The sequence below is a fragment of the Streptomyces sp. NPDC059256 genome (assembly GCF_042753785.1).
In the GTDB taxonomy this organism is placed as follows: Bacteria; Actinomycetota; Actinomycetes; order Streptomycetales; family Streptomycetaceae; genus Streptomyces.
On sequence record NZ_JBHYZO010000004.1, the window covers coordinates 232,786 to 246,071 of the forward strand.

Sequence of the window (13,286 nt, forward strand, 5' to 3'; positions counted from 1 at the left end):
TCTGCGGCGTTCTCATTGGTGAGGACGAGGGGTCCGAAGACGGGGTTGGCGGGGAGGTCGTAGCCGTCGGGGGCTGCGGTCTCCTGCCAGTAGTAGGTGCCGATCTCGACCGTGCGGGTGCATTCGCCGTCGGCGCCGGTGGTGCAGGGGGTGCCGATCGCGGTGTCGGGGTTGATGCCGGTGGTCTGGAGTCCGGGAATGCCGTTGGTCTCTTCCCACAGTTGGAAGACGGCTCCGGCGAGCGGGTCGCCCGTTTCGGCGTCTTCCTTGATGACCGTCACATCGCCCGTGACCACGACGGTTGCGGTGTTTTCAGCGGTGACGGTGACTCCGTCTGCGGCGTTCTCATTGGTGAGGACGAGGGGTCCGAAGACGGGGTTGGCGGGGAGGTCGTAGCCGTCGGGGGCTGCGGTCTCCTGCCAGTAGTACGTACCGGTCTCCACGGTCCGGGTGCATTCACCGTTGGCGCCCGTGGTGCAGGGGGAGCCGATGGTGGTGTCCGGGTTGGGCCCGGTGGTCTGGAGACCGGCTACACCGTTGGTCTCCTCCCAGAGCTGGAAGACGGCTCCGGCGAGCGGGTCGCCGGTTTCGGAGTCCTCCTTGACGACGGTCACATCGCCCGTCACCGGGGCCGTCGCCGTGTTCTCCGCAGTCACCGTGACACCGTCTGCGGCGTTCTCCGCCGTGAGGACCAGGGGTCCGAAGACGGGGTTGGCCGGCAGGTCGTAGCCGGGCGGTGCTGCCGTTTCCTGCCAGTAGTAGGTGCCGATCTCGACCGTACGGGTGCAGTCGCCGTCGGCGCCGGTGGTGCAGGGGGTGCCGACGGTGGTGTCGGGGTCGGCTCCGGTGGTCTGGAGACCGGGGATCCCGTTGGTCTCTTCCCAAAGCTGGAAGGTCGCTCCGGCCAGCGGGTCACCCGTGCCCGAGTCTTCCTTGATGACGGTCACATCGCCGGTGACCACGACGGTCGCGGTGTTCTCGGCGGTGACGGTGACTCCGTCTGCGGCGTTCTCATTGGTGAGGATGAGGGGTCCGAAGACGGGGTTGGCGGGGAGGTCGTAGCCGTCGGGGGCTGCGGTCTCCTGCCAGTAGTAGGTGCCGGTTTCCACGGTCCGGGTGCATTCGCCGTCAGCACCGGTGGTGCAAGGAGTACCGACCTCGGTGTCCGGGTTGGGGCCCGTGGTCTGGAGTCCGGGTACGCCGTTGGTCTCTTCCCACAGTTGGAAGACGGCTCCGGCGAGCGGGTCACCGGTCTCGGAGTCTTCCTTGACGACCGTCACATCGCCGGTGACCGGGGCCGTCGCCGTGTTCTCCGCGAACACCGTGACACCGTCCGCGGCATTCGCGTCCGTGAGGACCAGGGGTCCGAAGACGGGATTGGCCGGCAGGTCGTACCCGGGCGGTGCCGCCGTCTCCTGCCAGTAGTAGGTGCCCGTTTCCACGGTCCGGGTGCAGTCGCCGTCGGCGGCGGTGGTGCAGGGGGTGCCGACGGTGGTGTCGGGGTCGGCTCCGGTGGTCTGGAGTCCGGGAATGCCGTTGGTCTCTTCCCAGAGCTGGAAGGTCGCTCCGGCCAGCGGGTCACCCGTGCCCGAATCCGACTTGATGACCGTCACATCGCCCGTGACCGGGACGGTCGCCGTGTTCTCGGCGGCCACGCTCACGCCGGTCGCCGCGTTCTCCGCGGTCAGTTCCAGCGGTCCGAAGACGGGGTTGGCCGGCAGGTCGTAGCCGGGCGGTGCCGCGGTCTCCTGCCAGTAGTACGTACCGAGCCCGACCGTATCGGCGCACTCACCGATCAGGCCCGTGGTGCACGGCTCACCGATCGCGGTGTCGGGGTCGGCTCCGGTGGTCTGGAGACCGGGGATCCCATTGGTCTCCTGCCACAGCTGGAAGACGGCACCCGAGAGCGGTTCCCCGTTCGCCGAGTCCGTCTTCTCGACCGACACCTCACCCGTCACCGGGGTCGTCGTGTTGTCGGCGTTGACACTCACACCGGCCGGCAGGTCGTCGGCCTCCAGCAGTACGGGGAAGACCGGGTTGGCCGGGAGGTCGTACCCAGGCGGCGGTGCCGTCTCCTGCCAGTAGTAAAGGCCCAGGTTGACCGTGCGGGAGCAGGTGCCGTCAGCGCCGGTGACACAGGGGGTGCCGACCGTGGTGTCCGGGTTGGGCCCGGTGGTCTGGAGCCCCGCGGTGCCGTTGGTCTCCTCCCACAACTGGAAGGTCGCCCCGGCGAGCGGTGCCTGGGTCTCGGAGTCCCTCTTCACGACCTGGACGGGGGCCGTCGGGACCACGGAACAGTCCGGCAGGTCACCGTTGAAGGGGTACGCGTGGAACTCCTGGCCGCCGCCGGCGCCCACCACACTGGTGTGGGTGACATTGCCGGTGGTGAAGAAGCGGCCGTTCACTCCCGGGAGCGTGACGGTGGTCGTCGACGCCTGGTTGCCGATGAGCACACTGCCCTGGAACTGTCCGGTGCCGCGCAGGCCCACGGTGGTCGCGTCGGGGAAGTTCCACAACAGCCGGTCCCGCAGCTGGTTCAGCGGGTCGGTGTCGAAGGGGCTGCCGCTGTAGGTGTTGATGATCCGGTTGGCGCCCGTGATGTTGACCAGGACGGTGGCGTTCGCCGGGATGTTGTTGAAGACGATGCCCTGCTGGCCGCCGCCGGCGGTGGTCAGGTTGAAGTCGACGTTGAAGACCTGGAGGGCTGAGGTCCCGTCGCCCGTGAACACGGTTTCGCCGCCGTTGTTGACGGCGGTTCCGGTGGCCGGGCGGGGCCCGGTCTCATTGCGGGCGTAACACAGGCTCGATGTCGTCAGCTCATCGCGCAGCGCGGTGTACGGAGCTGCCGCGTTCGGGTCCTGGATGACGGTGCCGGTGATGGTTCCGGTGGCCGTGCCCGCGTGGCGTACGACTCCACCGTCGGCGAGCAGCGATTCCCCGGGCGCGACGGTGACATTGCCACCGGTGGTGAGGAAGTCCGAACCGGCAGGGGGCGGCACGCGTGACCCCACGCCCACGACGCCGATGTTGTAGACGGAGCTGGCTCCGGCCACCTTGTCCTGGTCGAAGTTCCCGAGGACGACGACCTTGCCCTCGGCCTCGGCCGCGCGTTCGCGGACCAGGAAGTTACCGCCGGCGAAGATGTTGATGTTGGCATCGCGGCCCATGATGGGCCCGTTGCTGATCGGGGGGAACGGATCGGGGCAGTCGCCCGGGATACAGGGACCGAGCCCACCCGGCAGGGGTGCGGCGGCCTTGGCCTGGACGGTTGTGGCTCGTTCTTTGCTGACCGGTACGGCACCGGCCAGCATGGTTGGCCCCAGAGCCAGCGCGGGCGCGGTGACGGCGAGGACCGCACAGGCCAAGCCTGAGGTCCACGACCGTTGTCGCAGTCGCGCGAGGGTTGCTCTCATACGTCGACTTCTCCTGTGGGTCGCCTTGTCCGGCAATTCCCTGACAGGCTGAACAGCTGACCCAATGGGACACAGTCGACACTCCCGTGACCGGGCAATACGGATCCGATAATCACTCGCGCGCACGATCTGTGCACTCTTCTGCCGCTGCGGCCCTCCCGAACGGCTCAACAGCCGAGGTCACAGCGTTCATCGGACACACCGCCGCGGGTCCATTCGGGCACGGCCCCGGCACGCCCGTTCGATGGCCCCGACCGATCGATCAGAACCGTGGCGCGTCCCGCCCGGACGCGGCGGGCGGGACGCAGACGGGACGTCAGTTGCCGAGGGTCTCCCCGAAACCGGTCTCCGGCACGGCCCGCAGTCCGAGATCGGCGGGCCCGAACGTCTTGGAGCCCTGACCGGTCAGGCCCTGGGTGGTGCCGGGCAGGACCGAGTACCTTCCCACCGCCGGATACTCGCCGGGAGCCCCAGCCACCAGTTCCGAGCGACCGTCGCGGTTCATGTCGATCAGCTTGACGACCCGTCCGAAGAGGTCGCTCGCCGCCATGTCCCCGGGCACGCCCGCCGTGTCCAGGTCGTGCACCTGGGCGCCCTGCCCTGTGAGGCCCGCGGGCCCACCGAAGAGGGTGGTCACTCGACCTGCGAGGGACTTGTCGCCGACGGTTTCGACGGGGGAGCCGGCGGCGACGTCCGCGTACCCGTCGCCGTTGATGTCACCGACCGAGATGGAGGAGCCGAAGTAGTCGTCGCGTTCGACGGTGCCCGGCACGCCTTCGGTGTCCTGGGTGAACACCTGCGGCTTCCGGTCGGTCGCCTGACCGTTCTTGCCCCCGTAGACCACGGTGAACCTGCCGGCGAACGGGATGTCGCCGTGATCCGCCCTCCAGTCGCCGAGCACGATGTCCCCGAAACCGTCCTTGTCGAGGTCCCCGATGCCCAACTGCCGGTCGTCCGCGCCGAGGCTGACGAGGTCCTTGCCGGCGGCGTCCTTGAGCGTTCCCGCCTTGACCAGGCCCTTGCTCGTGCCGCGCAGCAGCTCGATGCGCTGATGGACCCCGGCACGCCCCGGATAGACCTGGAGCACGAGGTCGCTGATGCCGTCCCCGGTCACATCGCCGGCGGTGAGCCCCGGGTGGACATAGGTCTGGCCGTCCTTCATCCCGAGGGACGCGATGCTCTTGGGCTTGCCCTTGCGGGTGAAGGGGCCGTACAGCACATCGCCGCCGCGGCCGTTGCTGTAGTCACCGGCTGCCAGGTCGGCCGCACCGTCCCCGTTGAAGTCCCCGGCGGCCAGGGCCATGCCGCGGCGCACGTCGATCGAGGTGGGAGCGGACTGCTGCACGGTGGCCGCCCCGTGCTTGGCCAGTCCGTTCTTGCCGCCCCAGATGATCGTGTTCTGACCGGCGTTGCGGCGGTAGGTGCCGTTGACGGTCAGGTCCTCGCCGACGGTGGAAACGGCGAGGTCGGTGAAGCCGTCCTTGTCGAAGTCGCCGGAAGCGGTCCGGTGGCCGAAGCGGTCATGACCCTCGGGGGTTCCGGGTATGCCCTCGGTACTTGTACGGATGAGCTTCCGCTTGGTGGTGTCGACCCCTTGCGGCGAGCCGTACAGCACCATCACGGAGCCGCCCGCGTAGGCGCTCCCCGCCGCGGCGTCGGTGTTGCCCGGGAGATTGACCACCAGGTCCCGGTAGCCGTCTCCGTTGTAGTCCATCGGGTTCGCGGCCGGTGCCTTCGCGGCTGGAGCACTCTTGCCGTCGGCGGGCGCGGCAACGGCCACGGGAGCGAGAGCGCCTGCGGCCAGGCAGGCGGAGGTGACGGCGATCGCGGTGGCGAGGGTGCGTGTGCGCAAGGTGTGTTCCCCACAGGTCGAGACTGCTGTTCCCCCTGCCGCTTCAGCTGCGGTGATCAACAGGAGTCCTTTGGGAGACCCGCCCGGCAAGAGAATGGTTGTACGCGGCATCTGGGGCGTTGCGGGCGCTAGCCGGCTTGGCGGGCCAGGGCGGGCAGATGGCCGGCCCGGGCGGTGGCACGGTGCTCCGACGGCCGTACGCCCAGGGTCCGCTTGAAGGCCACGCTCAGCGCGTACGCATTCGAGTAGCCGACCCGACGGGAGACGGCCTCCACGGTGTCATCGGTGCGGGCCAGCAGGTCGGCCGCCTGACAGATGCGCCACTCGGTCAGGTACGTCATCGGCGGCTGCCCCACCAACTCACTGAACCGCTGTGCGAACCGCGCCCGGGACACGCCCGCCTCCGACGCCAGCGAGGCGACCGTCCACGGCCGGGCCGGATCGCTGTGGATCAGGCGGAGCGCGCGCCCCACGGTGGGGTCGCCGTAAGCCCGGTACCAAGCGGGCGCCTTTGCCTCGGGGCGGTCGAACCAGTCCCGCAGAGTGGTCACGAGCAGGAGATCGAGCAGCCGGTCGAGAACCACCTGTCGCCCCGGCACGTCCCGGTCTATCTCCTGCGAGATCATGCCCAGCGCCGGGCAGCCCTCCGGAGCGGCCGGCACCCGCGCGATGGGCGGCAGCGCGTCCAGGACGCGTTGCGAGACGCTTCCCTCGACCTGGTAGGTGCCCTTCAACAGCACGGTGTCCCGGTGTTCCGGTGCACACATCGGCATCGTGTCGAGGATCAGACGGCCGTCCGGTGTCGTGCAGCGGTCGTCCTCGTGGACGAAGGCCAGCGGCGCCGTACCCGGCTCGTCGGAGACGGTGTACGGCTCGGGGCCGCGCACCAGCACCAGGTCACCGGGGCGCAACGGGACGGGTGCATCGCCGTCCACGCTCACCCACGCCGAACCGCCGAGCATGGTGAGCAGGGCGAGCGGAGTGCGTTCGAGGAACCGCATCGACCAGGGCGGGTTGAGGGCCGACCGGTCGAAGAGGGCGCCCTGGGGCCGTACCTCGTGCAGCAGGCCGGACAGTGCGTCATCCATGCGCACCAGTGTAGGAGGGGCACTGATGGGCCGATCGGCCTGACCGGTGCGGGCGGGCCCCTACCGTGCCGGACCGTGGCCGAGACGATCAGACATCACAACGAGAGCGACAGCCATCCTCCGTAGAGCCGCACGCCGCTTCACTGGTCCCCATGACGAACTCTTCTCCCTCTTCTCCCTCTTCTCCCACTGTTCCTTCTGCTTCTTCGTCCCCTTCTTCGGTCCTGGTGACCGGCGGTACGGGCAAGACCGGCCGCAGGGTCGCCGATGTGCTCCAACGCCGTGGCTTCACCGCCAAGGTGGCCTCCCGGTCGGGTGCGGTGCGCTTCGACTGGACAGACCGCACCACCTGGGCTCCCGCCCTGAGCGGCGTCCACGCGATCTATGCCGTCACCTCGGAGGACCCGGGCGCGTTCGACGACTTCAGGGACTTCGTGGCAGCGGCGACCGAAGGCGGTGTGCGCCGCCTGGTGCTGCTCTCCGCCCGGGTGTGGGAGGAACTGGACGACGGCAGCGGCAGCGTCCTCGCGACCGAGCAGCTCGTGCGCGATTCGGGCCTGGAGTGGACGATCCTGCGCCCGACCTGGTTCGCCCAGAACTTCACCGAGTTCCCCTACCTCGTGGGGCCCCTCAGCAAGGGAGAGCTCCGCATCCCGGCCGGCGAGGGACGCGAACCCTTCGTCGACCTCGACGACCTGGCGGAGGTGGCGGTCGCCGCACTCACCGAGGAGGGACACAACGGCCGTACGTACGCCCTGTCCGGCCCACGGGCGATGACGTTCGGTGAGGCAGTCGCCGAGATCGCCCGCGCTTCGGGCCGCGACCTGCGCTATGTCCCGGTCACCGAGGAGGAGTACCGTGCCGAGGCCATCGCGGCCGGAGAGCCGGAAGAGGTCGCCGAGATCTTCGTCGAACTGTTCCGGCACATCCGCGAGGGCAGGTCGGAAGCGCTCTCGAACGGGGTACGGGAGGCATTGGACCGCGACCCGGCCGACTTCAGCGCCTACACCGGGCGTACGGACTTCTCCGTACTGGGTTGATCGAGCGCACCGGCACGGGGCCGCTCGGCGACGTTGCAGCGCAGGGTTCTGAGCTGCAACGTGGTCTCCACCAGCGCATAGGGCCGTACCAGCGCACAGTCCTCACCCCGGAGCGGTGCGAGTCGCGCCACCACGTGCGGGGGAGTGGGGGTGCCCCATGCGGACCACCACGGCCGGAACGACATCCGCCCATGACGGGTGGGACCCGAGGGCAGGGAACGGCGATGTCGTGCATGCGAGGGGAAGAACCGTTGCAACACTCGCGCCAGGGCCCGTTGCACAACGCACATGGGTTGGGATCAGCTCCTTGGAGACAGCTTTCGGCCAAGCCGGGGCTGCCCTTGTCCTATGGGGGATGGATGGCCCCGGCCCTCGCGTGTTGGGGCACGGGCGGACCGGGGCGGTGAACCCGTCCGCGGGGTGCGGGCACCGCGAACGGGAGACCTCAGCCGTGCCGCGGGGGTCGTCCGCCTCCCGGGGCCGGCCCTGCCGCACATTCCGGATGCGCATACGGATCGGACCGCGCGCCACTCGCCGAGAAGCCCTCGCCGACCCTGACGGCGAGGCCCGAGATCAGCCGATCGCACAGGACGCAGTATTCGACGCCCTCGGTCTGCCGTAGGAGACCTTCCCCGCTTCCCACCGGGAGCCAGGGGCTTCGCTCGGCTGGTTCGGGATTCACCGAAGTGGGTTCCGGCTACGGGTATTCGCCTGGGAATTCAAGGCCCGCAATCGCTCATCCGAACTGAGCGGTCGGACGCATTCTGGTTCCACTTCCCATTCGGCCCCACCACGGATGGGCCGCAGTGCCCACGAAGAACCGGAAAGACCCCGGAACTCACCCACCTTGTCCGTGGAACCGTCGTACATCAACTCACCCACGGCGGGCGGGTCATACTTGCCCCCACCTGCTTCTACGTCCATCCGCTGTGCACCTCACCCGGTCGCGTGCTTCTCGCCGAAACTGCACTCCCACTGTGTCCCGCCGGGCGTACGCTCGCTAGAGGAAACAGGGTTCCAACGCAACAGGAACATTGCGGAGTTGGGCGTATGAGCGAATACACCTCCAACGAGTTGAACGAACCACAGGACGGCGCCGCCTTTCTCGGTATGGAGGTCAAGTCGGCGCGTGAGTTCGTGGGCATGACACAGCAGCAATTGGCGGACGCGACGCATTACAAGCGCCCGTACGTCACCAAGGTCGAGGGCGGCACACTGCTCGCCTCGGAGAACTTCGCGGAGGCGTGCGACCGCATCTTCGAACGCCCGGGGTCGTTCGCCCGGCTACGGAGACGGGTGAGTCAGAGCGGACATCCTGGATGGTTCATCCCGTATGTCACCCTGGAAGAACGCGCGACCGAGATCCTCGACTTCTCGAACTACCTCGTCATGGGAATGCTCCAGACGCATGGGTACGCAGAAGCCCTCTTCAGGGCGGCCAATCCTCGTGATCCTGACGTGGTCATCAATGAGAAGGTCTGCGCGCGACTCCAACGGCACGAAATCATGGAGCGAGATGAGCCACCACTGCTCTGGGCCGTGCTTGACGAGTCATGCCTACACAGGCTGGTCGGAGCGGGCCACACAATGAGAGGGCAGTTGGAACACCTGTTGGAAGAGGCGCAGTCACCGCACATCACCATGCAAGTACTTCCGTTCCGCACGGGTGCGCCGGCAGCAGCGGAGGCATACACCCTGCTGCGGTTCGATGACAGCGACTCTGAGCCCGTCCTGTACTCGGAAGCACAGGGGCTCGGGCGGGTCATCGACTCAGCCAAGTTCGTCAAGACCGCCACTGCACGCTACGACCGGTTGCGGGCGGATGCTCTCTCACCAGAGGATTCCCTAGAAATGCTGCGTACGGTCCTAGAGGAGTTCCGTTCATGAACAAGATTCCTACCGGCGCCCCCACTGAGTGGGCTAAGTCAACTCACAGTAGTGGTGACGGAGGGCAGTGCATCGAGTGGTCGCCTTCCTTCGCTGTGGCCCATGGCGTCGTGCCCGTCCGTGACAGCAAGGCGCCTGCCGGTCCCGTCCTGATGGTTTCCCCGCAGAGCTGGGCTGGGCTGGTTGCCATAGCCCGCTCATCGGGGGAGTAGCCAAGTGGCCGGTGTCGAACTTCCGAGCATGAGTGCGTTGTGGGTCAAGTCCACCTACAGCGGTGGTGAAGGGCAGTGCATCGAGTGGTCGCCTTCCTTCGCTGTGGCCCATGGCGTCGTGCCCGTCCGTGACAGCAAGGTCCCTGCCGGTCCCGTCCTGATGCTCTCCCCGCAGAGTTGGGCCTCCCTCGTGGCCTTGGCGCGTACCGCAACCCACTGATCCATCCAGTTCCATCACCAAGCGGCCCCATCGCGTCCCCGATCCCGGCGGAGGCGGTGGGGCTTCGTTGTGGTGGGTTGGCATCGGGTCGTGGCGCCGCTCGTGTTGGCCTCCGCACTTCGCATGCCGAGCACCAGTGGAACGTCCTTTCCTATCGCGTGATGTGTTGCCCCCGACTGCGATAACCACTCGACGGCCATCATCGACGCCGGTATCGTAGCCGCCTCATTTTTGTGCCTTCAGGAGATCTCGACGTGATAGCTCGAAGCTAGGGCACGCTCTTGCTGGGCTTTTCTTCTCGCGGCTGAGATCGATTTGAGTTCGATGGGGTTCGACGTTTAAGGCGTCCCCTGTGGAAGGGTGCGTGATTCCACTATCCCGGCGTGCTATCGGGCGATTGGGTATCACGTGCTGAAGTCAAGGCGAGCCTTCGGTGGGGTGTTGTTCCAGTTCAGAGGCCCGCTGGGGAGCTTCGGGCCGTGAGCGCACATCCATTCGACGGGTGGCTATCCGGCCGCTTGAGCCTCTTTATTAAGTCATCCAAAACCGGAGTCCTTTCCTCAATAAGTCCTCGACGGCATGGTTCCTTATGTCGCCGCATCGCATTCGATGTGGTGATCATTTTTCCCGCCCTGCATCGATTGGGGTGCGTGATCAATGCCAGTGAGTCTCACAGTAGGGGAATTCGTGAAGCGTCGATTTGCAGCAATCGTTCCGGCAGTCGCCGCGGTAGCCTTTGCGCTCCCGCTCACCCTCTCCACCCCAGCGGTGGCGGCTGCGCCGTGCGGCACCACCGCCGCTGACGCGGACGGCAGTGCCTGGAACAGGACCGGGGGCAACGGGGTCAACATGAGGAGTGGTTCTTACACCACTTGTGCGAGCCACGGACTCATCTACCCGACCGACAGGCTCGACTACCACTGCTACACGGTCGCAGGCAGCTACACCTGGACCTACCTGAGGAATGACACCGCGGCCCCCGACACCTACGGGTGGGTTCGCGATGACCTGCTGAGTGACGGCGGCAGCACTGTGCCCTGCTGACAACGCTCAACGAGGCGAGTCATCCCAGCGTCAACGACGACTGGTCTGATCTTGGTGCGCGCCGGCAACTCCGGTGCGCACCAAGGTGCTTCCGGTCACACTCACAAGTGACCATGGTTCGACGGCTCCTTTCTGAGGACCCATTGCTCACCGGCGCATAGGCTCTCTGGGTACCTCGGGTCCTCACCCCAAAGGAGCCACGTTGTGAGCCCTCGCATCCTCGTAGCCGAGGACGACGTCAAACAGGCGCGGTTGATTCGCATCTATCTGGAGCGCGAGGGCAATGAGGTGCAGATCGTCGCCGACGGTCGTTCGGCGATCGATCGCGCACGGTCCACCCGGCCCGATCTCATCGTGCTCGACGTGATGATGCCGCACGTGGACGGCCTGGACGTGTGCCGCATTCTGCGCGCCGAATCCCAAGTACCGATTCTGTTGCTCACCGCGCGCACCACTGAGGAAGACATGTTGCTCGGCCTGGATCTGGGGGCCGACGACTACATGACCAAGCCCTACAGCCCTCGGGAGTTGACCGCTCGGGTGCGGGCCCTGTTACGGCGGGCCAAAGCGGCAGGGCGTGCCGGACCCACCGTGTTTAGGGTCGGCGAACTGGAGGTGGACCCCGCACGCTTCGAAGTGCGTATTGCGGGAGAGTCCGTGGTGCTCACCGGCAAGGAGTTCGCCATCCTGGGCGTTCTGGCAGAAGAGCCCGGCCGGGTCTTCACTCGGGCCCAGATCATCGACCGCGTCTTCGGTTTCGATCAGAACGTGATGGAACGCACCGTCGATGCGCATGTGATGAACCTGCGACGGAAGCTGGAGAAGGGCCGGGGGCACCAGTACGTGGAGACCGTGTACGGACGTGGCTACCGGCTGACCGCGCCAGCCGGTGTGGCCCGGTGAGCTTTCGACTGCGGGCGATCGGCCTGTTGATGCTCGTCGCCCTGGTCGCCACTGCTGCGACCGCTTGGCTGACCTGGCGCCAGGCAACCGGACAGGTGGAGGAGTCCGTAACCGCAGGACAACAGGAAGTCGGCCGAATCACCGGTGCGTTGCGGGAGTACGGCTACGCCCACGGCTCCTGGGATGGTGTCTCTCCCACCGTGAGCGGGCTCGCGAAGGACACGGGCCAGCGCATTCGGGTCGCCACCGAGTCCGATGTGCTCCTTGCCGACTCCGACGCCCTCGCCGGCCGCGGACCGCGGAGCGTGAGTCGACAGCCGCCCGTCCTTGTCGATCCCCGCCCGGAGATCCGTCTTCGTCAAGGGCTCATGCCGCGGGCCGCGTGGAAGCAGACCCTCGGTCTGATCGGCCAGTACCGGTCCACCGTGCTCTATGCGGCGTGCCTGACCCGCTCAGGCGCCGACGTGAGCGTCCACCGCGACGATTCCGGGCTCCCCCAGATCACCTCCACGCACAGCTCCTCTCCGTGTGTGAAGTCACGGGAGATAAGCGACAAGGAGTCCGGAAGGGCCTATGGAGAGGTCTCGGCCTGTGAGACCGTACCGGATGTGCCCGCCTGTCTTCAGCGCGCCTTCAACAACCAAACCGCCGATGTGGCCCCGCCGCGACTCGTAGTCCGGCTGGGCCATCTGGACGAGTCCCCGCCAACCCTCGCCGCGGCCCCGGCCGTCGGAGTGGCTGCAGGAGTGGCACTGGCGGTCATCCTGGGTGCCCTGTTGCTGAGCCGTGCCGTACTTCGTCCCGTCCAAGCCCTGACCATGGCCGCCCGTGGCCTCGGGGAAGGCGATCTGAGCCGACGCGTGCCCGCCTCCGGAAAGGATGAGATCGCCGAACTCGGGCGGGCGTTCAACCGCATGGCCGGTTCCATCCAGGACGGGGAGCAGCGTCAGCGCCGGCTCACCGGAGACATCGCCCATGAACTGCGCACCCCGCTGGCCAATCTCCGCGGCTATCTGGAGGCGTTGCAGGACGGGTTCGTCGAGCCGACCCCTGATCTTCTCGACTCGCTGCACGAAGAAGTGATGTTGCAACAGCGGATCGTGGACGACCTCCAGGACCTGGCACTCGCGGAAGCCGGGGCACTCACCTATCACCGTGCCGACCTCGACCTGAGGGACCTCCTGGAGACCTGCCGTACGGCTCTTCGTGCGCAGGCCGAGAGCGCGGGGGTCCTCCTGGTCGTGGAGGCGCCGTACTCCGTACACGTTCACGCGGACTCGGACCGGCTGCGTCAGGTCGTGGGCAATCTGGTGGGCAATGCGCTCAGGGCCACGGCACCTGGCGGCACCGTGATCCTGGCTCTGGTTCCCCAGGGGGAGTTGGTGATCGTCGAGGTGAGGGACACGGGCAAGGGCATCCCTGCCGACGACCTACCCCATCTCTTCGACCGCTTCTGGCGGGCGGATGCCGCCCGTGGGCGGGCCACCGGAGGCAGTGGCCTCGGGCTCTCGATCGTCCGTCAGATCGTCGCCGACCACCGCGGGTCCATCGAGGTGCGCAGCACGGTGGGGGTGGGAACCACCTTCACCATCGTCCTGGCCACAACGGGGGCTCCCGCATAGCAACG

The 13,286-nt window shown here is 67.3% G+C and carries 11 protein-coding genes; 7 read left to right on the forward strand and 4 right to left on the reverse strand.

What is annotated here, in order from left to right; genetic code table 11:
• The 3 genes from ACFXJL_RS12530 to ACFXJL_RS12540 form a co-directional block, all read right to left on the reverse strand.
• The coding region (locus tag ACFXJL_RS12530) for a SpaA isopeptide-forming pilin-related protein (RefSeq protein WP_384691692.1) at nucleotides 1-3,413 on the reverse strand (3,413 nt) is incomplete at its 3' end.
• A gap of 316 nt (nucleotides 3,414-3,729) precedes the next feature.
• Complete coding sequence (locus ACFXJL_RS12535) at nucleotides 3,730-5,265, reverse strand: FG-GAP and VCBS repeat-containing protein (RefSeq protein ID WP_384691694.1); 1,536 nt, start codon at nucleotides 5,263-5,265, stop codon at nucleotides 3,730-3,732.
• Between the two features lie 128 nt (nucleotides 5,266-5,393).
• On the reverse strand, nucleotides 5,394-6,353 hold the full coding sequence (locus ACFXJL_RS12540; RefSeq protein ID WP_358877163.1) for an AraC family transcriptional regulator: 960 nt from the start codon (nucleotides 6,351-6,353) through the stop codon (nucleotides 5,394-5,396).
• Between the two features lie 152 nt (nucleotides 6,354-6,505).
• Here ACFXJL_RS12540 and ACFXJL_RS12545 point away from each other — a divergent pair, with 152 nt between their 5' ends.
• On the forward strand, nucleotides 6,506-7,393 hold the full coding sequence (locus tag ACFXJL_RS12545; protein ID WP_384691698.1) for an NAD(P)H-binding protein: 888 nt from the start codon (nucleotides 6,506-6,508) through the stop codon (nucleotides 7,391-7,393).
• On the opposite strand, the gene ACFXJL_RS12550 is transcribed toward ACFXJL_RS12545, so the two are convergent.
• The gene (locus ACFXJL_RS12550) at nucleotides 7,357-7,578 is read right to left on the reverse strand and encodes a hypothetical protein (RefSeq protein ID WP_384635582.1); all 222 of its coding nucleotides are present in this window, start codon (nucleotides 7,576-7,578) and stop codon (nucleotides 7,357-7,359) included. The genes ACFXJL_RS12545 and ACFXJL_RS12550 overlap by 37 nt on opposite strands.
• 865 nt (nucleotides 7,579-8,443) lie before the next feature.
• Here ACFXJL_RS12550 and ACFXJL_RS12555 point away from each other — a divergent pair.
• From ACFXJL_RS12555 to ACFXJL_RS12580, 6 genes are all read left to right on the forward strand, one after another.
• Complete coding sequence (locus ACFXJL_RS12555) at nucleotides 8,444-9,280, forward strand: helix-turn-helix transcriptional regulator (protein ID WP_358877166.1); 837 nt, start codon at nucleotides 8,444-8,446, stop codon at nucleotides 9,278-9,280.
• Nucleotides 9,277-9,492, forward strand: a complete 216-nt coding sequence (locus tag ACFXJL_RS12560; RefSeq protein WP_384691702.1) for a DUF397 domain-containing protein — start codon at nucleotides 9,277-9,279, stop codon at nucleotides 9,490-9,492. Before ACFXJL_RS12555 ends, ACFXJL_RS12560 begins: the two co-directional genes overlap by 4 nt.
• Nucleotides 9,493-9,520: 28 nt before the next feature.
• Nucleotides 9,521-9,712 (forward strand): DUF397 domain-containing protein, encoded by a 192-nt coding sequence (locus tag ACFXJL_RS12565; protein ID WP_384691704.1) that lies wholly within the window; start codon nucleotides 9,521-9,523, stop codon nucleotides 9,710-9,712.
• 687 nt (nucleotides 9,713-10,399) lie between these two features.
• Nucleotides 10,400-10,756, forward strand: a complete 357-nt coding sequence (locus ACFXJL_RS12570) for an SH3 domain-containing protein (protein ID WP_384635594.1) — start codon at nucleotides 10,400-10,402, stop codon at nucleotides 10,754-10,756.
• A gap of 204 nt (nucleotides 10,757-10,960) precedes the next feature.
• Nucleotides 10,961-11,659, forward strand: coding sequence for a response regulator transcription factor (locus ACFXJL_RS12575; RefSeq protein ID WP_384635597.1), 699 nt, complete (start codon nucleotides 10,961-10,963; stop codon nucleotides 11,657-11,659).
• Nucleotides 11,656-13,281, forward strand: a complete 1,626-nt coding sequence (locus tag ACFXJL_RS12580) for a sensor histidine kinase (RefSeq protein WP_384635600.1) — start codon at nucleotides 11,656-11,658, stop codon at nucleotides 13,279-13,281. The genes ACFXJL_RS12575 and ACFXJL_RS12580 overlap by 4 nt, the downstream gene beginning before the upstream one ends.
• Nucleotides 13,282-13,286: the final 5 nt, after the last annotated feature.

Excerpts from the sequence above, each read along its gene's own strand:
- ACFXJL_RS12540 (WP_358877163.1), bottom strand. The coding sequence starts at position 6,353 with ATGGATGACGCACTGTCCGGCCTGCTGCACGAGGTACGGCCCCAGGGC.
- ACFXJL_RS12545 (WP_384691698.1), top strand. The coding sequence starts at position 6,506 with ATGACGAACTCTTCTCCCTCTTCTCCCTCTTCTCCCACTGTTCCTTCT.
- ACFXJL_RS12550 (WP_384635582.1), bottom strand. The coding sequence starts at position 7,578 with ATGTCGTTCCGGCCGTGGTGGTCCGCATGGGGCACCCCCACTCCCCCG.
- ACFXJL_RS12555 (WP_358877166.1), top strand. The coding sequence starts at position 8,444 with ATGAGCGAATACACCTCCAACGAGTTGAACGAACCACAGGACGGCGCC.
- ACFXJL_RS12560 (WP_384691702.1), top strand. The coding sequence starts at position 9,277 with ATGAACAAGATTCCTACCGGCGCCCCCACTGAGTGGGCTAAGTCAACT.
- ACFXJL_RS12565 (WP_384691704.1), top strand. The coding sequence starts at position 9,521 with ATGAGTGCGTTGTGGGTCAAGTCCACCTACAGCGGTGGTGAAGGGCAG.